This window comes from Achromobacter mucicolens (assembly GCF_902859725.1).
In the GTDB taxonomy this organism is placed as follows: Bacteria; Pseudomonadota; Gammaproteobacteria; order Burkholderiales; family Burkholderiaceae_B; genus Achromobacter; species Achromobacter mucicolens.
The window spans coordinates 19,098-40,125 of record NZ_CADIJP010000030.1 but is presented as its reverse complement, the minus strand read 5'-3'; the positions used below and the strand labels follow the sequence as shown (position 1 = coordinate 40,125).

Annotated in this window: 17 protein-coding genes and 1 other RNA gene; 17 read left to right on the top strand and 1 reads right to left on the bottom strand. The window is 65.8% G+C overall.

Going from position 1 to position 21,028, the window contains the following annotated elements:
• The first annotated feature begins 50 nt into the window (after nucleotides 1–50).
• The 16 genes from rnpB to lpxC all read left to right on the top strand — a co-directional run bounded on the left by rnpB (nucleotide 51) and on the right by lpxC (nucleotide 19,184).
• Nucleotides 51–456, top strand: an RNA gene (gene rnpB, locus HV786_RS25940) — RNase P RNA component class A.
• Nucleotides 457–813: 357 nt separating this feature from the next.
• The gene (mraZ, locus tag HV786_RS25935) at nucleotides 814–1,242 is read left to right on the top strand and encodes a division/cell wall cluster transcriptional repressor MraZ (RefSeq protein ID WP_056322651.1); all 429 of its coding nucleotides are present in this window, start codon (nucleotides 814–816) and stop codon (nucleotides 1,240–1,242) included.
• Nucleotides 1,243–1,249: 7 nt separating this feature from the next.
• Complete coding sequence (rsmH, locus tag HV786_RS25930; RefSeq protein WP_128829953.1) at nucleotides 1,250–2,347, top strand: 16S rRNA (cytosine(1402)-N(4))-methyltransferase RsmH; 1,098 nt, start codon at nucleotides 1,250–1,252, stop codon at nucleotides 2,345–2,347.
• Entirely contained in the window at nucleotides 2,347–2,640 is a 294-nt protein-coding gene (ftsL, locus tag HV786_RS25925) for a cell division protein FtsL (RefSeq protein WP_056320744.1), read from the top strand. The genes rsmH and ftsL overlap by 1 nt, the downstream gene beginning before the upstream one ends.
• Nucleotides 2,637–4,367 carry a peptidoglycan D,D-transpeptidase FtsI family protein gene (locus HV786_RS25920; protein ID WP_128829954.1) on the top strand — a complete coding sequence of 577 codons (1,731 nt, stop codon included), beginning with the start codon at nucleotides 2,637–2,639 and terminating at the stop codon, nucleotides 4,365–4,367. The genes ftsL and HV786_RS25920 overlap by 4 nt, the downstream gene beginning before the upstream one ends.
• The gene (gene murF, locus HV786_RS25915) at nucleotides 4,364–7,219 is read left to right on the top strand and encodes a bifunctional UDP-N-acetylmuramoyl-L-alanyl-D-glutamate--2,6-diaminopimelate ligase MurE/UDP-N-acetylmuramoyl-tripeptide--D-alanyl-D-alanine ligase MurF (RefSeq protein ID WP_175212022.1); all 2,856 of its coding nucleotides are present in this window, start codon (nucleotides 4,364–4,366) and stop codon (nucleotides 7,217–7,219) included. Before HV786_RS25920 ends, murF begins: the two co-directional genes overlap by 4 nt.
• Nucleotides 7,209–8,378 carry a phospho-N-acetylmuramoyl-pentapeptide-transferase gene (gene mraY / locus HV786_RS25910; protein WP_063954563.1) on the top strand — a complete coding sequence of 390 codons (1,170 nt, stop codon included), beginning with the start codon at nucleotides 7,209–7,211 and terminating at the stop codon, nucleotides 8,376–8,378. Before murF ends, mraY begins: the two co-directional genes overlap by 11 nt.
• The gene (murD, locus tag HV786_RS25905; protein WP_175212021.1) at nucleotides 8,375–9,907 is read left to right on the top strand and encodes a UDP-N-acetylmuramoyl-L-alanine--D-glutamate ligase; all 1,533 of its coding nucleotides are present in this window, start codon (nucleotides 8,375–8,377) and stop codon (nucleotides 9,905–9,907) included. Before mraY ends, murD begins: the two co-directional genes overlap by 4 nt.
• Nucleotides 9,908–9,962: 55 nt before the next feature.
• A complete protein-coding gene (gene ftsW, locus HV786_RS25900; RefSeq protein WP_056320760.1) occupies nucleotides 9,963–11,156 on the top strand; it encodes a putative lipid II flippase FtsW in 1,194 nt (397 codons plus the stop codon).
• The gene (gene murG / locus HV786_RS25895) at nucleotides 11,153–12,229 is read left to right on the top strand and encodes an undecaprenyldiphospho-muramoylpentapeptide beta-N-acetylglucosaminyltransferase (RefSeq protein ID WP_128829956.1); all 1,077 of its coding nucleotides are present in this window, start codon (nucleotides 11,153–11,155) and stop codon (nucleotides 12,227–12,229) included. Before ftsW ends, murG begins: the two co-directional genes overlap by 4 nt.
• Nucleotides 12,226–13,632 (top strand): UDP-N-acetylmuramate--L-alanine ligase, encoded by a 1,407-nt coding sequence (murC, locus tag HV786_RS25890; protein ID WP_128829957.1) that lies wholly within the window; start codon nucleotides 12,226–12,228, stop codon nucleotides 13,630–13,632. Before murG ends, murC begins: the two co-directional genes overlap by 4 nt.
• Nucleotides 13,629–14,579, top strand: coding sequence for a D-alanine--D-alanine ligase (locus tag HV786_RS25885; RefSeq protein ID WP_056320769.1), 951 nt, complete (start codon nucleotides 13,629–13,631; stop codon nucleotides 14,577–14,579). Before murC ends, HV786_RS25885 begins: the two co-directional genes overlap by 4 nt.
• 12 nt (nucleotides 14,580–14,591) lie before the next feature.
• Entirely contained in the window at nucleotides 14,592–15,416 is an 825-nt protein-coding gene (locus tag HV786_RS25880) for a cell division protein FtsQ/DivIB (RefSeq protein ID WP_056320771.1), read from the top strand.
• A 4-nt stretch (nucleotides 15,417–15,420) separates the two neighbouring features.
• Nucleotides 15,421–16,647, top strand: a complete 1,227-nt coding sequence (gene ftsA, locus HV786_RS25875; protein ID WP_006217473.1) for a cell division protein FtsA — start codon at nucleotides 15,421–15,423, stop codon at nucleotides 16,645–16,647.
• 187 nt (nucleotides 16,648–16,834) lie between these two features.
• Nucleotides 16,835–18,019, top strand: coding sequence for a cell division protein FtsZ (gene ftsZ, locus HV786_RS25870; RefSeq protein ID WP_056320774.1), 1,185 nt, complete (start codon nucleotides 16,835–16,837; stop codon nucleotides 18,017–18,019).
• 241 nt (nucleotides 18,020–18,260) lie between these two features.
• Nucleotides 18,261–19,184, top strand: a complete 924-nt coding sequence (gene lpxC / locus HV786_RS25865) for a UDP-3-O-acyl-N-acetylglucosamine deacetylase (protein ID WP_056320776.1) — start codon at nucleotides 18,261–18,263, stop codon at nucleotides 19,182–19,184.
• Nucleotides 19,185–19,389: 205 nt separating this feature from the next.
• Here lpxC and HV786_RS25860 read toward each other — a convergent pair whose 3' ends face one another.
• Nucleotides 19,390–19,797: a DciA family protein gene (locus HV786_RS25860; RefSeq protein ID WP_081101088.1), complete on the bottom strand. Its 408-nt coding sequence runs from the start codon at nucleotides 19,795–19,797 to the stop codon at nucleotides 19,390–19,392.
• A 129-nt stretch (nucleotides 19,798–19,926) separates the two neighbouring features.
• Between HV786_RS25860 and HV786_RS25855 the strand changes: the two genes are divergently transcribed.
• Nucleotides 19,927–20,901 (top strand): M23 family metallopeptidase, encoded by a 975-nt coding sequence (locus HV786_RS25855; RefSeq protein ID WP_128830112.1) that lies wholly within the window; start codon nucleotides 19,927–19,929, stop codon nucleotides 20,899–20,901.
• Nucleotides 20,902–21,028: the final 127 nt, after the last annotated feature.

The window sequence follows — 21,028 nt, the reverse complement described above, 5'->3', positions numbered from 1 at the left end:
CGGGGCGCCCCGAGGGACAGAGCGAGCGCCTGTAATAGAATACGTGCTGCAAGACGGGTTGGACGATCGCGGTGGGTGCGAGCTCATCGAGGAAGGTCCGGACTCCACAGGGCAGGGTAACGGCTAACGGCCGTCCGGTCGCGCTTTCGGGCACGGCTGAGGAATAGGACCACAGAGACGAGACTGCGGCGCGGGCGCGCTTTGCGCGCACTGATACGGCCATCTCCGTATTGCGCCGACCGGCAACGGGCGGCGGCATCGCAGGGTGAAACGCGGCAACCTCTATCCGGAGCAACATCAAATAGGCATGCGTGCGGCCTCACGGCCGTGACGGGCGGCTCCGTCCGAGCATGCGGGTAGATGGCTACAGCGGCTCAGCAATGATCCGCGCAGAGGAATGATCGTCCGCCAGGGCAACCTGGTGTACAGAATCCGGCCTATAGACCCGTCTTGCATTGAATTCTTCCGGCGCGCGCGGATCTGGACGAGGCCGCGCAGCCGTCTGGCGTCCCACGCGCCAGTTTATTTTCACTTCCAGGGTCGCCTGTCCGGCGGGAAGCCTCGCCAACTGGAAGGATCGACCGGGCGGCAGACGGTAACTTGACCCCATTAGCCGCTACTTCTGAAGTAGGACTTTTAGAGTATGTCGCAACCTCCTGATTTAATGGGAGGTTTTTCTTTTTGCGTATTTACAAGTTGATCTAAGTCCTTGTTGTGATTGAAAAAATTGCAACCACGCGCTTGACCGCCCCTGTGCCCATACCGTAGAGTGGGAAATAGTAGGAAATTGTGCAATTAAGTGGGGTAAAAGTGGTGTTTCAGGGAAGCAGCGCGCTCACGCTGGATGCCAAGGGACGGATCTCGATTCCGACCCGGCATCGTGACGCGCTCATGTCGCAGGCTGAAGGCCGGCTGACCCTGACCCGCCACCCCGACGGCTGCCTGCTGGTGTATCCGCGGCCCGAGTGGGAAAAGAAGCGCGAGCAGATCGCGGCTTTTCCCATGACGGCCCGCGCGCTGCAGCGGCTGTTGCTGGGCAACGCTCAGGACGTGGAACTGGACGGCTCCGGCCGGGTTCTGATCGCTCCTGAACTGCGCAACGCTTCCGGTATGACGCGCGATGTGATGCTGCTCGGTCTGGGCTCTCACTTCGAGCTGTGGGACGCCGCTACCCTGGCCAGCCGTGAGGCTGAAGACTTGGCCAAGGGTATGCCGGACGTGTTGAACCAGTTTTCGTTCTGAAAGAGTTATGGAATTCGAACATCGGCCCGTCCTCCTGGCGCCGACGGTGGACGCGCTTTTGCTGCCCGGTTTCGGCGGCAAGGGCGCGGCACGGTCGCAGCCGCAGGGTGGGCAGGATGTGGCTACGCGAATCGAAAGTGGCGTCTTTGTCGACGGCACGTTCGGACGGGGAGGCCACAGCCGAGAATTGCTTGGCCGGCTGGGCAAGCAAGCCCGGCTGATCGTGTTTGACAAGGACCCGCAGGCCATCGCGGTTGCCAACGCCCTGGCGGCCGAGGATGCGCGGGTCACGGTAGTGCATGGGGGCTTTGCCACCATGGCTGAAGAATTGGAGCAGCGCGGCATCGGCAAGGTCGATGGCGTGATGCTGGATCTGGGCGTTTCGTCGCCTCAGATCGACGATGCCGAGCGCGGCTTCTCGTTCATGCGAGACGGCCCGCTCGATATGCGGATGGACACCACTCGTGGTCCCACGGTGGCGGATTGGCTGGCGCAAGCCAGTGTGGATGAGATGCGGGAGGTCATAGCGGATTATGGCGAAGAACGGTTTGCTTTTCAGGTTGCAAAGGCGATTGCTGCTCGCCGCGCAACAAGGCCGCTGCGCACCACGCTCGAGCTTGCCGAGTGCGTCGCCAGCGCCGTCCGCACGCGCGAAAAGGGGCAACATCCGGCCACACGCACCTTTCAAGCTTTACGGATTTACATCAATCGGGAACTCGAAGAGCTCGCGCGCACCCTCGCGTCAGCTTTAGACCTGCTTGCCCCAGGGGGGAGGTTGGCGGTGATCAGCTTTCATTCGCTTGAAGACCGCATGGTCAAGCAGTGCATCGCGGCGGCGGCTCGTCCGGCTGCGGCGCATGCACGCCTGCCCCTGCGCGAAAGCGAAATGCCCCAGCCCGTCGTCCGTTCCCTTGGCAAGGTCGTGGCCGAAGACGATGAAGTCTCGTCCAACGCCCGTGCCCGTTCGGCCATCCTGCGCGTGGCCGAGCGCACCGAAACACCGCTGCCCCCCGAGGGCGGCTTTGCATTTGTGAAGATCGGCTCGCTGCCCGGCAGCGACCTCGCCCCGCCGCCCCGTCGCGGCGGCAAGGGAGGGCGCCGCTGATGGGTCGCGTCAACCTGATCGTTGCGGCTTTGCTGATGCTGTCGGCCATTTCCCTGGTCACCAGCCGGTATCAGTCGCGCCAGCTCTTCGTGGAGTTGGGGCGCGATCAGGCGCATGCGCGCGACCTCGAAACCAATTGGCGGCGCCTGCAGCTCGAGCGCGCCGAGCTGGCCCGCAATGCGCGGGTCGACGCCATTGCGCGTGACGGCTTGAAGATGATTCCCATCGTGCCGGATCGCACCCTCTATATGAATCAGGCGCCCGTGCCCGCGGCCGCCGGAGGCTCGCAATGAAGCGCGTGCCCTTCTTCGACAACCCCGTGCTGCGCGGGCAGCTGCCCACGTGGCGCGCCCGCCTGGTTCTGATCCTGCTGTTTGGCGGGTTCACCGTGCTGGCCGGCCGTGCGCTGTTCCTGCAGGGGTTGTCGACGGAGTTCCTGCAGCAGCAGGGTGAGCGCCGCTACGAGCGCACGCTGACATTGGCCGCCACTCGCGGCAAGATCATGGACCGCAACGGCGCGGTGCTGGCATCCAGCGTGCCCGCGCGCGCCATCTGGGCCATTCCCGAAGACGCAAAGCAGGCTACGCCCGCGCAGGTCGACGCGCTGGCCAAGCTGCTGGAAACGCCTGTCGGCGACCTGCGCCGCCGCTTCGTCGACGAGGACAAGAACTTCGTGTACCTGAAGCGCCAGGTCTCGATGGACGTGGCCGACAAGATCAAGCAGCTGGGCGTGCCCGGCGTGCATCAGCAGCCCGAAACGCGCCGCTACTACCCGGATGGCGATGTGATGGCCCATGTGGTGGGCTTTAACAGCGTCGAGGATCAGGGCCAGGAAGGCGTCGAGCTGACGTTCAATCAGCAGTTGTCGGGCCGCCCGGGAAGCCGCCGCGTCATCAAGGACCGGCTGGGACGCGTCATCGAAGACGTGCAGGCCGTCACGTTGCCGGTGGACGGCCGCGACCTGCGCCTGTCCATCGACACGCGCCTGCAGTACCTGGTTTTCAAGGCACTGAAGGACGCCATGGACAAGCACCGCGCAAAGGGTGCGACGGCCGTGGTCGTTGACGTACACACGGGCGAGATCCTGGCGCTGGCCAACGTGCCGACCTTCGATCCGAACAATCGCGAAACCTTCCACGGCGCCAACCTGCGCAACCAGGCGATCACGGATACGTTCGAGCCGGGCTCCATCATGAAGCCGTTCACCGCCGCGCTGGCGCTGGACCTTGGGCGCATCAGCACGTCGACGCAATTCGAGACGGGTAACGGCCGGTTCACGTATCAAGGCAGCACGATCAGCGACGTCAGCCGCAATGGCACGCTGGACGTGGCGGGTGTGCTGCGCAAGTCCAGCAACATCGGCATGACGATGATCTCCGAGAAGCTGGAATCCCGCGAAATGTGGGACCGCTTCACCGAATTGGGCCTCGGTCAGGCGCCGCAGGTGGGATTTCCCGGCGCCGCGCCGGGCCGTCTGCGTCCGTGGGAACGCTGGCGCCTGATTGAAAAGGCCACCATGGCCTACGGCTACGGCCTGTCCGTGTCGCTGCTGCAGGTGGCCCGCGCCTATACCGTTTTTGCCCGCAACGGCGACATGGTGTCGCTGACCCTGGTCAAGCGCGACAGCGATCCTACGAGCGTGAAGATCTACTCGCCCAAGACGACGGCGCTGGTGCGCGCCATGCTTGAGGCGGCCACGGGCCCCGACGGCACGAAAGCCGCGCAGGTGCAGGGTTACCGCGTGGCCGGCAAGAGCGGCACCGCGCGCAAGATCGTGGACGGTAAGTACAGCACGCAACGTTACCGCAGCTCGTACGTGGGCTTTGCCCCGGTGTCGGATCCCAAGATCGTGGTGGCTGTGTCCATCGACGAACCGACAATCGGCGGCTATTACGGCGGCGCCATTGCCGCGCCCGTGTTCTCCCATATCGTGGGGGGGAGCCTGAGGTTGATGGGGGTGCGGCCAGACGCACCGTTTGAATCCACGATTGTTGCTGGTATCAAGGAGCCAGGCAGATGAGCGCCAACGGCTTCCACTTTTCCTCTGTCGCCACGGTTGCCGAGACCGTGGCGTGGTTGCATGAGCGCGTGTCGCTGACCGCGCATCTGAAGCTGGACTCGCGCGACATCGAGCCGGGCGACGTGTTCGTCGCCTGCCCGGGCCTTTCCAGTGACGGTCGTCTCTATATAGACAAGGCGTTGGCGCTGGGCGCCAGCGCGGTGCTGTTCGAAGCCCCGGCCACCGATGCCGTGCAGGCCGCGTCGGCCGGCACGCCCATGCTTGCCGTGACGGGCCTGCGCTCGTTGCTGGGTGAGCTGGGCGACACCTGGTATGGACGCCCGTCGGCCGCGCTGGCGGTGGTTGCCGTGACGGGCACCAACGGCAAGACCTCTTCGGTGCAATGGATTGCACATGCCCTGAGCCGCAACGAGAAGGCTTGCGGCACGATCGGCACGCTGGGCGCCGTGCTGCCCGACGGGCAGACGCTGGGCGGCAGCCTGACGACGCCCGACGTGCTGACGGTGCATCGCACGCTGGCCGCGATGCGCGACGCCGGCGCGAAAGCCGTGGCCATGGAGGCCTCGTCGATCGGCATCGAACAAGGCCGCATGGATGGCGTGCGCGTCGCGCTGGCCGCGTTCACGAATCTGACGCGCGATCATCTGGACTACCACGTCACGATGGAGCGTTACGAAGAGGCCAAAGCGCGCCTTTTCAGCTGGCCGGGCCTGACTGCGGCAGTGATCAATGCCGACGATGAGGCCGGACGGCGGATGCTCGCCGCCTTGCCGGAAGGCGTGTCGCCGATGGGCTACAGCCTGAGCGACGATCCCGCAATCCCCGCCGCGATGCGTGCCCGCGATCTGCAGGCGACGTCGCAGGGCCAGATCTTCACGCTGGTATCGCCGCACGGCGAGGCGCAGATCGTGACGCGCCTGCTGGGAGCGCACAACGTTTCGAACCTGCTGCTGGTGGCGGGCGTGCTGTACAAGCTGGGCCTGCCGTTCGCGCAGATTGCGCGCGAGCTGGCCGCGACGGACCCGGTCGATGGCCGTCTGCAGACCGTGGAGCCCGCTGTCAGCCTGCCGGCGCATGCGGCCCGCGGTCCGCTGGTGGTGGTGGATTACGCCCACACGCCTGACGCGCTCTCGCGCGCGCTGCTGGCATTGCGCGCCGTCGCCACGGCGCGTTCCGGGCGCCTGGTGTGCCTGTTCGGTTGCGGCGGCGAGCGCGATCCGGGCAAGCGCCCCGTCATGGGCGCGATCGCCGCGGAGCTGGCGGATCACGTCGTTGTCTCCAGCGACAATCCGCGCACCGAGTCGCCCGAGGCGATCGTTCAGCAAATCCTGGCCGGCATTCCCGAAGCGGTGCGAGCCGACGTGGAAGTCGACCGCGCGCGCGCCATCCTGCAGACGATCTGGGCGGCTTCGCCCGAAGATGTGGTGCTGCTGGCGGGCAAGGGACACGAAACCTACCAGGACATCGGCGGTGAAAAGCTGCCGTTCGACGACCGCGAGTGGGCGCGCGTGGCGCTGCTGTTGCAGCAGACGCCGGGCGTATCCACGGACACGCGCCGCATTGGCGAAGGCGAGCTCTTCGTCGCGCTGGTTGGTGAGAACTTCGACGCGCACGACTATCTGGACCAGGCCGCCTCGCGCGGCGCCTGCGCGGCGCTCGTCGCGCATCGGGTCGCCGATGCCGGGCTGACGCAGCTGGTCGTGGGCGATACGCGCGTTGCGCTGACGCGCATTGGCGCCGCCTGGCGCTCGCGTTTTTCGCTGCCCGTGGTGGCGGTGGCCGGCAGCAATGGCAAGACGACCACCAAGGAAATGATCTCCGCGATGCTCGCCGAATGGCAGGGCGAAGCGGGGCGCCTGGCCACGGCCGGTAATCTGAATAACGATATCGGCGTGCCGCTGACGTTGCTGCGCCTGCGCCCCGAGCATCGCGCCGCCGTGTTCGAACTGGGCATGAACCATCCGGGCGAGATCGCGCAGCTGGCCGCCATTGCCGCGCCGACCGTGGCGCTGGTCACCAATGCGCAGCGCGAACATCAGGAATTCATGCACACCGTCGAGGCGGTTGCGCACGAGAACGGCGCCGCAATCACCGCGCTGCCGGCGGATGGAATCGCGGTGTATCCCGGAGATGAACCCTACTCGGCCATCTGGGACGCGCTGGCCGCGCCGCGCCGCGTGCTGCGGTTCGGGCTGCAGCCGGGGTTGGATGTCTATGCCGAGCAGATAATTGCGGAAGTGGACGCCACGCGCTGCCGTGTCGTGACGCCGGTCGGCGTTGCCGATCTGACGCTGCCGGTGGCGGGGCTGCACAACCTGCGCAACGCGCTGGCGGCCATCGCCAGCGCGATCGCCGCGGGTGCGCCGCTGGAGACCGCGGTGCGGGCGCTGGCCGGATTCAGCCCCGTGGCCGGCCGCATGCAGCACAAGCGAATGAGTGACGGAACGCTGCTCATCGATGACACCTACAATGCCAACCCCGATTCGGTTCGCGCAGCCATCGATGTACTTGCGCGCATTGCCGGCACGCGCGTCCTGGTGCTGGGCGACATGGGCGAAGTCGGGGATAACGGCCCCGCCATGCACGTCGAGGTGGGCAATTACGCGCGCGAGCATGGGCTCGACGCATTCATCACGCTAGGCGAAGCCAGCCGGGCGGCCGCCGCCGCATTCGGCCCTGGCGCGCACGCCTGCGCATCGGTAGACGAAGTCGTTGCCGCCTTGCGCGGCTTGCGCCCGTCCTGCGTATTGGTAAAAGGATCGCGCTTTATGCGCATGGAGCGGGTAGTGACGGCTTTTTCTTTGAATGAAGGTTCGGCAGCCTCGGGGCAGGGAGAGCAGCATGCTGCTTGAGATCGCCCGTCTGCTTTCTGACGATGTGCGCGCGCTGGGCGTGTTCGAATACATCACCCTGCGCGCCGTGCTGGCCTGCGCGACGGCGCTGGTGATCGGCCTGGTGGCCGGCCCGCGCGTGATCCGCAAGCTGACCGAAATGAAGATCGGCCAGGCCGTGCGCACCTACGGTCCCGAATCGCATCTGGTCAAGACCGGCACGCCCACGATGGGCGGCGTCTTGATCCTGATTTCCATCGCCATCAGCACCTTGCTGTGGGCGGACTGGACGAACCGCTTCGTGTGGGTCGTTTTGCTGGTGACCTTCGGGTTTGGCTGGATCGGCTGGCGCGACGACTATCGCAAGGTGGTCTATCGCGATCCCGAAGGGATGCCGGCGCGGCAAAAATTCTTCTGGCAAGCCACCATCGGCATGGTGGCTGCGGTGTATCTGGCCTTCGCGGTGTCCGCGCCCGCCAACACGGAACTGTGGCCCCTTTTCAAGGCATGGGTGGGCAGCGGCTTCACGATGTCCCTGCCGACGCGCGCCGACCTGATCGTGCCGTTCTTCAAGACGGTGAGCTATCCGCTCGGTGTGCTCGGTTTTGTGGCGCTGACGTGGGCCGTGATCGTCGGCACCAGCAACGCCGTGAACCTTACCGATGGCCTGGATGGCCTGGCGATCATGCCGACCGTGATGGTCGGTAGCGCGCTCGGCATCTTCGCGTACGTGGTCGGCCGCGTCGACTATTCGAAGTACCTGCTGTTTCCGTACATCCCCGGCGCATCGGAATTGATGGTGCTGTGCGCGGCGATCGGGGGCGCTGGACTCGCATTTTTATGGTTCAACGCGTATCCGGCGCAAGTGTTCATGGGCGACGTCGGCGCGCTGGCGCTGGGCGGCGCGTTGGGCACGATTGCAGTCATCGTGCGCCAGGAGATCGTGCTGTTCATCATGGGCGGCGTGTTCGTGGTTGAGACCCTTTCGGTGATGCTCCAGGTGACCTGGTTCAAGTACACGAAGCGACGTTATGGAACAGGTCGACGCATTTTCCGCATGGCCCCGTTGCATCATCACTTTGAAGTGGGCGGCTGGAAGGAAACCCAGGTGGTCGTGCGTTTCTGGATCATCAGCATGATGCTGGTGCTGATTGGCCTCTCTACGCTGAAGTTGCGATGAACATGATGGAAACCTCCCGCGTAGATGCGCCGCTCGTTCTGATCCTTGGATTGGGCGAGACGGGTGTCGCCGCCGCACGCTGGTGCGCCCGCCAGGGCGCCCGCCTGCGCGTGGCCGACACGCGCGCGGAGCCGGGAGGTCTTGCCGCGCTGCGCGAGTCGCTGGCGCAAAACGAAGTGGAATACCGCCTGGGTTGCGACGCGTCGTTCGCAACCGATCTGCTGGACGGCGTGTCGCAGGTGGTGCTGAGCCCCGGCCTGGCGCCTGCCCAGGCGCCGGCCGCCGACCTGCTGCGCGAGGCCGAGGCCCGCGGCATCGAAGTCGTCGGTGAAATCGAACTCTTCGCCCGCGCGCTGGCGGATCTGGCCACGGCCCGCGAATACCGTCCGCGGCTGCTGGCCGTGACGGGTACCAACGGCAAGACCACCGTTACCGCGCTGACCCGGCAACTGGTCGAAGCCAGCGGTCTGACGGTGGTGGCCGCTGGCAACATCAGCCCCGCGGCGCTGGCCGCGCTGATGAACGCACTGGACACGGACACGCTGCCGCAGGTGTGGGTGCTGGAACTGTCCAGCTTCCAGCTTGAAACCACGCGCACGCTGATGGCCGATGCGGCCGTCGTGCTGAACGTGACCCAGGACCACCTTGATTGGCACGGCGGCATGCAGGCGTACGCCCAGGCCAAGGCGCGCTTGTTGAAGATGGCGCGCGTCGCCATCGTCAACCGCGACGACCCGCTTACCGTGGAGATGGTGTCCGCGCTCAACGCGATGCACGTGCGCAGCTTCGGCCGCGATGTGCCGGAACTGGTCGGCGACATGGGCCTGGAACTCGGGCAGGGCGTGGCATGGCTGACGGCCTGCGAACCCAACGATTTCGACGAACCGGCGCCGCCCACGCGGCGCAAGAAGGACGCGCCCGAACCCGTGCGCGCCAAGGGCCGCATGAGCCGCCTGATGCCCGTGGACGCCTTGCGCATCCGGGGCATCCACAACGCGTTGAACGCGCTGGCCGCCTTGCAGCTTGCCCGCTGCCTGGACCTGGGCTGGGGCGCCATGCTGCGCGCGTTGCGCGACTACGCGGGCGAGCCGCATCGCGCCGCCTTCGTGCGCACGATTGGCGGCGTGGATTACATCAATGACAGCAAGGGCACCAACGTGGGCGCCACCGTGGCCGCGCTGGAAGGCCTGGGTCAGCCTGTGGTGCTGATCGCCGGCGGCCAGGGCAAAGGCCAGGATTTCTCGCCGCTGATTCCTGGGGTGTCGCGTCATGCGCGCGCGGTGATGCTGATCGGTCTGGATGGCCCCGAGATCGGACGCGTGCTGGAGCCGACAGGCGTCAAGTGCATCACCGTCGAAACGCTGCGCGATGCCGTGCGCGGCGCTGCCGAACTGGCTCAGCCCGGCGACGCGGTGCTGCTGTCGCCGGCCTGCGCCAGCCTGGACATGTTCCGCAATTACCCGCATCGCGGGCAGGTGTTCGTGGAAGAGGTCGAAGACCTGGCCCGCGACCGTGGGGAGGTGGCATGATCCGCAACGCCGCTTCCCGGGCGAATTCCATGGCGCGCGACGCCGAGGGCGCACAATGAGCCTGATCGCCGACCTCACCGCCAGCGTCAACGCCGTACGGCCCGGCCGTACCCGCATGCGCAACTTCGACATGCCGCTCGTGATCGCGGCTTCGACGTTGCTGCTGCTCGGCCTGCTGATGGTGTATTCGGCGTCGATCGCGCTGGCCGACGGCCCGCGCTATGCGTCCTATGGCCGCTACTACTTCGTGATCCGCCACGGCCTGTTCGTCAGCGCGGGGCTGGTCGGCGCCGCCGTGGTGCTGTCGATCCCCATCCGCGTCTGGCAGCGCCTGGCCGTGCCGCTTTTCGTGGTGACGATGGTGCTGCTGGTGGCCGTGCTGATCCCGGGGATCGGCCGCGAGGTCAACGGCGCGCACCGCTGGATTCCACTGGGTCCGCTGAACTTCCAGCCGTCCGAACTGATGAAGCTTGCAGCCTTGCTGTACGCGGCGGATTACACCGTGCGCAAGCAGGAGCACATGCAGGCCTTTGCCCGCGGCTTTTTGCCGATGGCGTTTGCGCTGGCCGGCGTGGGCATGCTGCTGCTGCTTGAACCCGACCTGGGCGCCTTCATGGTGATCGTAGCCATTGCCATCGGCATCCTGTTCCTGGGCGGCATCAACGGCAAGTATTTCAGCAGCCTGCTCGCCGTGCTGGTGGGCACGTTCCTGATGCTGATCTGGCTGTCGCCCTGGCGCCGTGCGCGTCTGTTCGCGTACCTGGATCCCTGGAACGAAGACAACGCATACGGCAGCGCCTATCAGTTGTCGCATTCGCTGATTGCGCTGGGCCGTGGTGAATGGCTCGGCGTGGGCCTGGGCGCCAGCGTCGAAAAGCTGCATTACCTGCCCGAAGCGCACACCGACTTCCTGATGGCCGTGGTGGGCGAGGAGCTGGGGTTTGCTGGCGTGATGCTGGTGATCACGCTGTTTGCCATCATCGTCTACCGAGGTTTCGACATCGGCCGGCAGGCCATCGCCATGGAGCGCACGTTCGCCGGGCTGGTTGCGCACGGCGTGGCCATGTGGTTTGGCGTTCAATCGTTCATCAACATGGGCGTGTGCCTGGGCCTACTGCCCACCAAGGGTCTGACGCTGCCGCTGATGAGCTACGGCGGATCGGGCGTGGTGATGAACCTGTGCGCGCTGGCCATGCTGATCCGGGTCGACGTGGAAAATCGCATCATGATGCGCGGAGGACGGGTATGACCGCCGCGCGCACCATCCTCATCATGGCCGGTGGCACCGGCGGCCACATCATGCCCGGTCTGGCCGTGGCTGACGTGCTGCGCGAACGCGGCTGGCGCGTGCTGTGGCTGGGCAATCCCGACAAGATGGAAGGCCGCCTCGTGCCGCCGCGCGGTATCGAACTGGTGCCGCTGCGTTTCCAGGGCGTGCGCGGCAAGGGCGCGTCCGCGCTGCTCAAGCTGCCGTTCCTGTTGCTGCGCGCATTTGCGCAGGCGTGGTCGCGGCTGTCCGACGTGCGCCCCGACGTGGTGCTGGGCATGGGCGGCTACGTGGCGTTCCCGGGCGGCGTGATCGCTGCGCTGCGCGGCACGCCGCTGGTCGTGCACGAACAGAATGCCGTCGCGGGCACCGCGAACAAATGCCTGGCCAAGATGTCGCGCCGCGTGCTGAGCGGTTTTCCCGGTGTGCTGCCCAAGGGTGAAGCCATGGGCAACCCGGTGCGTGCCGACCTGTGCGCCTTGCCCGATCCCGCCGAACGCTACGCCGGCCGCACCGGCCCGCTGCGCGTGCTGGTGGTGGGCGGCAGCCTGGGGGCGCAAGCCTTGAACACCACCGTGCCGCAGGCGCTTGCGCGTCTGCCGCTCGAGCGCCGGCCGACGGTTGTCCATCAGGCCGGCGAACAACATTTGCCGGCGCTTCAGCAGGCCTACGCCCAAGCGGGTGTTCAGGCCGACTGCCGCGCCTTCATCGACGACATGGCGGGCGCCATGGCCGACGCCGACCTGCTGATCTGCCGCGCGGGCGCCATGACGGTGTCCGAAGTGGCGGCTGCCGGCGTTGCGGCGCTGTTCGTGCCGTTCCCCCACGCGATCGATGACCACCAGACCGCCAACGCGCGCTTCCTGAGCGACGCGCAGGCCGCGTGGCTACAGCCGCAGACCGCCATGACGCCCGAGTGGCTGGCGGACTGGCTGAGCCAGCGCACCCGACAAGAACTCGAGGCTGTCGGCGTCCGGGCCCGCGCGCATGCGCGTCCCGACGCGGCCGCCCATATCGCCGACGTCTGTGAACAAGCAGCGGGGCGTTCATCATGAAACACAGAATTCAACATATCCATTTTGTAGGCATCGGCGGTTCGGGCATGAGCGGCATCGCCGAAGTGCTGCTGAACCTGGGCTACGACATCAGCGGATCCGACCTGAACGAGTCGGCGGTGACGCGCCGCCTGGCCGGCCTGGGCGTGAAGATCGCGATTGGCCATGCCGCCAGCAACGTCACGGGCGCCAGCGCCATCGTCACGTCCACCGCGGTCGCGGGCGACAACCCCGAAGTGATCGCGGCGCGCGCTGCACGCATCCCGGTGGTGCCGCGCGCCATCATGCTGGCCGAACTGATGCGCTTGAAGCGCGGCATCGCCGTGGCGGGCACGCACGGCAAGACCACCACGACCAGCCTGGTCGCCAGCGTGCTGGCGGCAGGCGACCTGGATCCCACGTTCGTGATCGGCGGCCGGCTGAATTCGGCGGGCGCCAATGCGCGGCTGGGGCAGGGCGACTACATCGTGGTCGAGGCCGACGAATCGGACGCCTCGTTCCTGAACCTGTTGCCGGTGATGGCCATCGTGACCAATATCGATGCCGATCACATGGACACGTACGGTCACGACGTGGCGCGCCTGAAGAGCGCCTTCATCGAATTCACGCAGCGCCTGCCGTTCTACGGCAGCGCCGTGCTGTGCTCGGACGACGCCAACGTGCGCGAGATCATGCCGTTCGTGTCGCGTCCCATCACGACCTACGGGCTGAACGAGGACGCCCAGGTGCGCGCCTATGAAGTGCAGGCCCACGGCACGCGCATGCGCTTTAACGTGCAACGCACCCATCGCGACACGCTGCTGCCGCCGCTGAATGTGGAACTGAACCTGCCCGGCCTGCACAACGTGCGCAATGCGCTGGCCGCGATCGCCGTGGCGACCGAGCTGGGCGTATCCGACGCGGCCATCTGCGAGGCGCTGGGTTCGTTCAAGGGCGTGGGACGCCGCTTCACGCAGACGGGTGAATTCGCGGTGCCCGCCAACCACGGGGGCGGCACCTTCACGGTGATCGACGACTACGGTCACCATCCCGTCGAGATGTCCGCGACGCTGGCTGCGGCGCGCGGCGCCTGGCCCGACCGCCGCATCGTGCTGGCCTTCCAGCCGCACCGCTACACGCGGACGCGCGATTGCTTCGAGGATTTCGTGCGCGTGCTGGGCACGGCCGACGCGGTGTTGTTGACCGAGGTCTACGCCGCGGGCGAGCCGCCGCTGGTCGCGGCCGACGGACGCGCCCTGTCGCGTGCGCTGCGCGTGGCGGGCAAGGTCGAGCCGGTGTTCGTTGAAGATGTGGCCGATCTGCCGCAGGCGGTCGTGGATTTCGTGCGCGATGGCGACGTCGTCATCGTGATGGGAGCGGGTTCGATCAGCAAGGTCCCCGCCCAGGTGGGAGAGCTGGCATGAGCAAGCAATTCGGCAAGGTAGGTGTGTTGTACGGCGGCCGGTCCGCCGAGCGCGAAGTCTCGCTCATGTCGGGCAAGGGCGTACAGGAAGCCTTGCGCAGCGCCGGCGTGGACGCGCACCTGTTCGACACTGGCGAGCGCAGCCTTGCCGAGCTGGCGGCCGAAGGCTTTGACCGCGTATTTATCGCATTGCACGGCCGCTACGGCGAAGACGGCACGCTTCAGGGCGCGCTGGAACTGCTGGGCATCCCCTATACCGGCAGCGGCCCGATGGCATCGGCGCTGGCCATGGACAAGACCATGACCAAGCGCATCTGGCTGCAGCATGGCTTGCCCACGCCCGACTTTGAAGTGCTCGACGCCGATACCGATCTGCGCCTGGTTCCGGACCGCCTGCAGTTGCCGCTGATCATCAAGCCGCCGCACGAGGGCTCGACCGTGGGCATCACCAAGGTCGTCGGTTACTCGGACATGAAAGAAGCCTACGCCGCGGCCGCGCGCTACGACAGCGAGGTCCTGGCCGAACAGTTCATCACCGGACGCGAACTGACCGTGGCGATCGTCGGATCCGGCAAGGCCGCGCGCGCGCTGCCGGTGATCGAGATCGCCGCGCCCGGCGGCAACTACGACTACGAACACAAGTACTTCTCCGACGACACGCAGTACTTCTGCCCGGCCGCCTTGCCCGCAGACGTGGCTGAAGAAGTCGCGCGGATTGCCGTAAAGGCCTATCAGGCGCTGGGCTGCGAGGGCTGGGGCCGCGCGGATTTCATCCTCGACGGTGACAACCGCCCCTGGCTGCTTGAAATGAATACTTCGCCCGGCATGACCGGCCACTCCCTGGTGCCCATGGCCGCGAAGGCCGTGGGAATCAGCTATGCAGAATTGTGCGTGGCCATCCTGTCCGAGGCTTCGTGCAAGGTGCACGGCCACGCTCGCAACGCTTGACCTGGATATTCCGTGTGGAACGACGCTCGTACTACCAACCTGATCGCCAACACGCTAGCCGTGCTGGCGGTTGCCGCCATGCTCATCGCGGGCGTGGTGTGGGTGGCGCAGCGTCCGTATTTCACGTTGACGGCGATCGAGCTGGAATCGATGCCGGACACCGATCTGCACTATGTGTCGACGGGCGCGGTGCGTTCGGCGATCGCAGGGCGCGTGAAGGGCAATTTCTTCACGGTGGACCTGGACGACGCGCGCGAGATCTTCGAATCGGTGCCGTGGGTCCGGCATGCCACCGTGCGGCGGATCTGGCCCAACGTGCTGCGTGTGCGCATCGAAGAGCAGCAGCCGCTGGCGCTGTGGAACGAAAACCAGATGATCAACACCTGGGGCGAGGCGTTCACGGCGAACACGGGCGAGGTGGACGACGACACGGTGCTGCCGCAGTTCTCCGGGCCGGATGGCACGGAAGCGCTCGTGGTGCAGCGCTACGCCGAGCTGGCGCGCTGGTTCGCGCCGCTGGACATGCATGTGGAACAGTTGGAACTGAGCCCGCGCTATGCCTGGCGCGTGGTGTTGTCCAACGGCATGCTGCTGGACCTGGGCCGCGATCCGGGCGCCGACGCGCCGGATCCGCATGGCCTGCCCGGCGCCTTGCCGTTCGCGGCTCGTATTCAACGCTTTGTGCAGGCGTGGCCCACCGTGGCGGGGCGCCTGGAAGGGCGCACCGTCACGCAGGCCGACCTGCGCTATCCGAATGGTTTCGCCCTGGCGCTGGCCCCGTTGCCCGCGTCGGAAACCAAATCCAAATCCACACCGAAACCTCCCAAGAAACGCTAACGCCATGACCCGTGACATCAAGGACCTTATCGTCGCCCTCGATATCGGCACCAGCAAGGTGGTGGCTGTGGTGGCTGAAATCCTGCCTGAAGGCCGCTTCGAGGTGCTAGGCCTGGGCCAGCACGAATCGCGCGGTATGCGTAAGGGCGTGGTCGTCAACATCGAGACCACTGTGAATTCCATTCAGCGCGCGCTTGAAGAAGCCGAGCTGATGGCAGATTGCAAGATTCGAGACGTCTACACCGGCATCGCCGGCAGCCATATCCGCAGCTTCAATTCCAGCGGCATGGTCGCCGTCAAGGACAAGGAAGTCACCGCCACCGACGTCGCCCGCGTCATCGAGACCGCCAAGGCGGTGAACATCCCGACCGACCAGCAGGTGCTGCACGTGCTGACGCAGGAGTTCATCGTCGACGGCCAGGAAGACATCCGCGAGCCCATCGGCATGAGCGGCCTGCGCCTGGAAGTGCGCGTGCACATCGTGACCGGCGCGGTCAGCGCCGCGCAGAACATCGTCAAGTGCGTGCGCCGCTGCGGCCTCGAGGTGCAGGATCTGATCCTGCAACCGCTCGCTTCCAGCCTGGCCGTCCTGACGGCGGACGAAAAGGAGCTGGGCGTCGTCCTCGTCGATATCGGCGGCGGCACGACCGACGTCGCCATCTTCACTGGCGGTGCGATCCGCCATACCGCCGTGCTGCCGATCGCCGGCGATCAGATCACCAACGACATTGCGGCGATGCTGCGCACGCCTACGCCCGATGCCGAAGAAATCAAGCTGCGCTATGGCGTCGCCAAGCAGGTGCTGGCCAGCCCGGACGAATCCGTGGAAGTGCCGGGCCTGGGTGACCGCGGCCCGCGCCAGGTCAAGCGCCAGGCGCTGGGCGCGGTGATCGAGCCGCGCGTGGAAGAGCTGTTCACCCTGGTGCAGCAGGTGGTGCGAGATTCCGGCTACGAGGACCTGCTGGCTTCCGGCGTGGTCCTGACCGGGGGATCCGCGCAGCTGCCCGGCATGATCGAACTGGCCGAGGACGTGTTCCTCAAGCCGGTTCGCGTGGCGGTGCCCGAGTACGAAGGCAGCCTTGCCGACGTGATGCGCAATCCGCGCTTCTCGACGGTGATGGGGCTGCTGCAGGAGGCGCGCATGCAGCGTGTGCGTGGCCGCAAGGTGGCCGCGCAGACGGGCAATTTCAAGAGTCTGCTTGCGCGCATGAAGGAGTGGTTCATGAACTAAAGGGTGCAGGTTGGGGCCTGCTCCTTGGTGCGAACCGCGGCTGTCTAGCGGGGAGCGCCAGAAAGAGGAGGCGTCTCAAACCCGTGGCGGGCCTATGTAGCCGGCGTCGGCTTTGAGGCGATTCACAAAAGATAGGTTGTCGGGGAATTTTTGTGATTTGCAAATTCGGACTTGTGAGGGAGTCATCATGATGAACTTTGAGATGCTTGAGAACAACACCAAAGGGACCGTAATCAAGGTCGTTGGTGTGGGCGGTGCGGGCGGCAATGCCGTCGCGCACATGATTCGCAGCGGTGTGCACGGGGTGGATTTCATCTGCGCCAACACCGATGCGCAAGCGCTGGCGGCAACCAATGCGCCGGTGCAGATTCGTCTGGGCCGTACCGGCCTGGGCGCGGGCGCCAAGCCCGAGCAGGGACGCGCGTCGGCGGAAACCGCGCGTGAGGAAATCCGTGCCGCGCTGAACGGCGCGCACATGGTCTTCATCACCGCGGGCATGGGCGGCGGCACCGGTACCGGTGCAGGTCCGGTCGTGGCCGAAGTGGCGAAGGAACTGGGCATCCTGACCGTTGGCGTGGTCACGAAGCCTTTCTCCTTTGAAGGCAACAAGCGCCTGAAGATGGCCGAGGACGGTATCTCGGAACTGGCCAAGCACGTGCATTCGCTCATCGTGGTGCTCAACGAGAACCTCTATGAACTGATGGACGAGGACGCGACGCAGGAAGACTGCTTCCGTTCGGCCGACGACATCCTGCACAACGCGTGCGCGGGTATCGCCGAAATCATCAACGTCGAAGGCAACGTCAACGTCGACTTCGAAGACGTGAAGACGATCATGGGTGAGCAGGGCCAGGCCATGATGGGCACGGCGTCGGCATCGGGCGCGGACCGCGCACGTGTGGCCGCCGAGCACGCCATTGCTTGCCCGCTGCTGGAAGGCGTGGATCTGAACGGCGCGCGTGGCGTGCTGGTCAACATCACCGCCAGCCGCTCGCTGAAGATGCGCGAAACGCGCGAAATCATGGAAACGATCCGCAGCTACGCTTCGGACGACGCGACCGTGATCTTCGGCACCGCCTACGACGAGTCCATGGGCGAAAACCTGCGCGTGACGGTGGTTGCAACCGGCCTGGGCCGTGCGCAAGCCCGTCCGCAACTGGTGCAGAACACCGCTGAAGTGCTGCGCACCGGCACCGACAACATGCCCATGGGCACGATGCCGGCCGGTCAAGGTGGTGACTACCGCAATCTGGACATGCCGTCGGTCATGCGCAATCCGCGCAGCCAGGCGTCGGCCCAGGTGCGCGCGCTGGAAAGCTCGGGAATGGATCATTTCGACATCCCGGCCTTCCTGCGCAAGCAGGCGGACTGAACCTAGAGCCGGTCAACGGCTCTAACTGCACTCCCTCATCTCCGGTTCGCCCGTCCCCACAGGCGAACCGGAGGCAGAGCGGTCCGTGTTTCCCTTGCACGATAAATAAGGGACGGAGGTATACATCGGTCTGAGCGCCCAGTTTGGATGGCGGCACGGATCGGACAGCGTTACAATACTTCGGTTACGCCGGCAATACGTACTTATCTTGCCGGCTTCCGGGTTCAAAATTCCAAGTCTCATGTTCCGACAGCGCAGCATTCAGAATCTCGTCCGCACGACAGGCGTCGGCGTCCACTCAGGACGGCGGGTGGAGCTCACCCTGCGTCCGGCACAGCCCAACACCGGCATCGTCTTTCACCGTGTGGATCTGCCGCAGGTCGTTGACCTGCCCGCGCAAGCCACGGGCGTGGGCGATACCCGCATGGCTTCCGTGCTGCAGCAGGGCAATGTCCGCGTGTCGACGGTGGAACATCTCATGTCGGCGCTCGCCGGCCTGGGCATCGACAACCTGCACGTCGACCTCACTGCCGAAGAAGTCCCTATCATGGACGGCAGCGCGGCGACGTTTGTGTATTTGCTGCGCTCGGCGGGCATCGTCGAGCAGAACGCGCCCAAGCAATTCATCCGCGTCCTAAAGCCGGTGGAAGTGCGCGAAGGTGAAGGCCGCAACGAGAAGTGGGCGCGCCTCGAACCCCATGAAGGGTACGCGCTGGCCTTTTCGATCGACTTCCGCCATCCCGCCATCGACTCGACGGCGAACTTTGCGGAAATCGACTTCGCCACGCACTCGTACGTGCGTGAGATCGCGCGGGCGCGCACCTTTGGTTTCGTGAATGAAGTCGAGGCCTTGCGGTCGATGGGCCTGGCCCGCGGCGGCAGCCTGGACAACGCCATCGTCATGGACGAGTACCGCGTGTTGAACAGCGACGGGCTGCGTTACGACGATGAATTCGTCAAGCACAAGATCCTGGACGCCATCGGCGACCTGTATCTGCTTGGCAAGCCGCTGGTGGCGCGCTATGTGGCGTGCAAGTCGGGCCACGGCCTGAATAACCAGCTGGCCCGCGCGCTGCTCGAGCAGCGCGACGCCTGGGAAATCGTCACGTACGAATCGCAGGCAGAAGCGCCGCAGGCGTTTCGCCATGAATGGAAGCTGGCCTGACGCCAGCTTGCCCTTGAGCCCGCGCCCGGGGGCCTGACCCCGACTCCGCGCGGGTTTCTGTTTGGATTCCTGCTTAAGGACGGCACTGGCCGTCATCCCCTGGCGCGATAGTCGCAAACCGGTAGCAGACCATGTGGCCATTGGTCTGAAAAGTTGGTTTCGTGACGTTTCCAGCCCTGCTAGTTGCCGGACAAAGCTGGTCGGCTCAGCTACTCTTGTGGTGCTTCAAGAGCTTGGCGACGGCGTCGGCCAGAGGACCCGGCCGCAGATTCCCGTGTAGCGTCTCGAACGCGCCCAGGGCCTTGTCGCCCAGGGGTTGCGCCTCTTTGGGAGGGCGCGGCTGACGGGAGCCAGGCTTGGGCAAACCCGCTTGTACCTTGATGGCAATTTCGTTAAGGTTCCAGCCTTGATCGGCCAGCGACCGCGCAATGCGCGGCGCCAATTGACGCATCTTGGCCGCGTGCGCGGCGGTGGGCACCACCAGGTGCAGGCACAGGTTTTCCAGCTTGGCGACCTGGCACACGGCACCCAGCGGAGCGGGCAACACCGCCGCCACCGCATACTGAATTTGCAGATGCTTGCGGGCGGTCGCCAACACGCCGGCGCCCCGCATGTCATGACCCAGCCATCCCAGGGCGGTATTTTCTACGCGCCGGCTGGAACTGGAACGTTGACGGTATGAAGCGGGTCTATTCATGCCGGCTTTAAAAGAATTAGGAAGCAAACCTTGAAGATCGTGATTATGCACGCCCGCGAAGGGCAGGACGGGCATTTCACCCTGGGCGGCGCGCGACTGGCGTTGTTTCTGGGGGGCGCCTTGATTACCGCGGCCATTTTTGGCGCCGCGCTTCAACGATACATCACTCCCATCCTTCCCGCCGTGCACACGATGGGTTGGCCGTTGTCGGAACAGCCCGGGCGCGACGCCGATTTCCTGCGTGAAAACATGAACTTGCTGGCCTCGAAGGTGGGGGCGCTGCAGGCCAAGCTGGTCAGTATCGACGGCCTGGGCCAGCGCGTGGCCAAGGTGGCGGGCGTGGCCTACACCGACCCGGAACTGGCCCAGCAGCTTGCGTCGGCCGCGCCCGAAGCGCCGGCCCACCCGGAGGCCACGCAGGTCATGGACGACCTGTTCACCGACCATCCGCCGCCCACCGCGGCGTCGGCCGAGGCGCTGGGCCGGCAGCTTGACGAGATCCAGGCGCGGCTCTCGCAGCAGACCGACAATCTGAAGCTGCTGGACGCCGCGCTCACCAAACGCTCGGCGGATCAGGCGCGCATGCCGACCGCCATGCCCATCACCGATTACCCTTATCTGACCTCCTCGTATGGCTGGCGCCGCAATCCGGTGACGGGCCGGTCGGCCATGCACGAAGGGCTGGACTTCGCCGCGCCCTCGGGCACGCCGATCCTGGCCGCGTCGGGGGGCGTGGTCCTTGAGGCCAAATGGGCGCCCGGTTTTGGCAACATGGTCGAGATCGATCACGGCGACGGCCTGATCACCCGCTACGCGCATGCGTCTTCGCTGCTGGTCAAGCAGGGCGATCTGGTCGAACGCGGCCAGCAGGTCGCTCGTGTGGGAAGCTCCGGCCGCTCCACGGGGCCGCATCTGCATTTCGAGGTCCGCCTTGCCGGACAGCCGCTGGATCCGCGCCTCTTCCTCGGTGCCCAGCAACAGCCCGCGCCGCCCGCCGTCGCGCAAGCCGCCGCGCCGTGAACCCACGGCGGGTTGGCCGGTCAAACCGGCCAACAGTGATACCCTGGTCATAGGTCCAGGCTATTACGCTTCAGGTGCGTTAAACTGGATCGTTTCCCGGCGGACTCCCGCTCAACCAATAACATCA

Bases quoted from the DNA above. Each gene is read 5' to 3' on its own strand.
- rsmH (WP_128829953.1), top strand. From the start codon at position 1,250: ATGGAATTCGAACATCGGCCCGTCCTCCTGGCGCCGACGGTGGACGCG.
- ftsL (WP_056320744.1), top strand. From the start codon at position 2,347: ATGGGTCGCGTCAACCTGATCGTTGCGGCTTTGCTGATGCTGTCGGCC.
- HV786_RS25920 (WP_128829954.1), top strand. From the start codon at position 2,637: ATGAAGCGCGTGCCCTTCTTCGACAACCCCGTGCTGCGCGGGCAGCTG.
- murF (WP_175212022.1), top strand. From the start codon at position 4,364: ATGAGCGCCAACGGCTTCCACTTTTCCTCTGTCGCCACGGTTGCCGAG.
- mraY (WP_063954563.1), top strand. From the start codon at position 7,209: ATGCTGCTTGAGATCGCCCGTCTGCTTTCTGACGATGTGCGCGCGCTG.
- murD (WP_175212021.1), top strand. From the start codon at position 8,375: ATGAACATGATGGAAACCTCCCGCGTAGATGCGCCGCTCGTTCTGATC.
- ftsW (WP_056320760.1), top strand. From the start codon at position 9,963: ATGAGCCTGATCGCCGACCTCACCGCCAGCGTCAACGCCGTACGGCCC.
- murG (WP_128829956.1), top strand. From the start codon at position 11,153: ATGACCGCCGCGCGCACCATCCTCATCATGGCCGGTGGCACCGGCGGC.
- murC (WP_128829957.1), top strand. From the start codon at position 12,226: ATGAAACACAGAATTCAACATATCCATTTTGTAGGCATCGGCGGTTCG.
- HV786_RS25885 (WP_056320769.1), top strand. From the start codon at position 13,629: ATGAGCAAGCAATTCGGCAAGGTAGGTGTGTTGTACGGCGGCCGGTCC.
- ftsA (WP_006217473.1), top strand. From the start codon at position 15,421: ATGACCCGTGACATCAAGGACCTTATCGTCGCCCTCGATATCGGCACC.
- ftsZ (WP_056320774.1), top strand. From the start codon at position 16,835: ATGATGAACTTTGAGATGCTTGAGAACAACACCAAAGGGACCGTAATC.
- lpxC (WP_056320776.1), top strand. From the start codon at position 18,261: ATGTTCCGACAGCGCAGCATTCAGAATCTCGTCCGCACGACAGGCGTC.
- HV786_RS25860 (WP_081101088.1), bottom strand. From the start codon at position 19,797: ATGCGGGGCGCCGGCGTGTTGGCGACCGCCCGCAAGCATCTGCAAATT.
- HV786_RS25855 (WP_128830112.1), top strand. From the start codon at position 19,927: ATGCACGCCCGCGAAGGGCAGGACGGGCATTTCACCCTGGGCGGCGCG.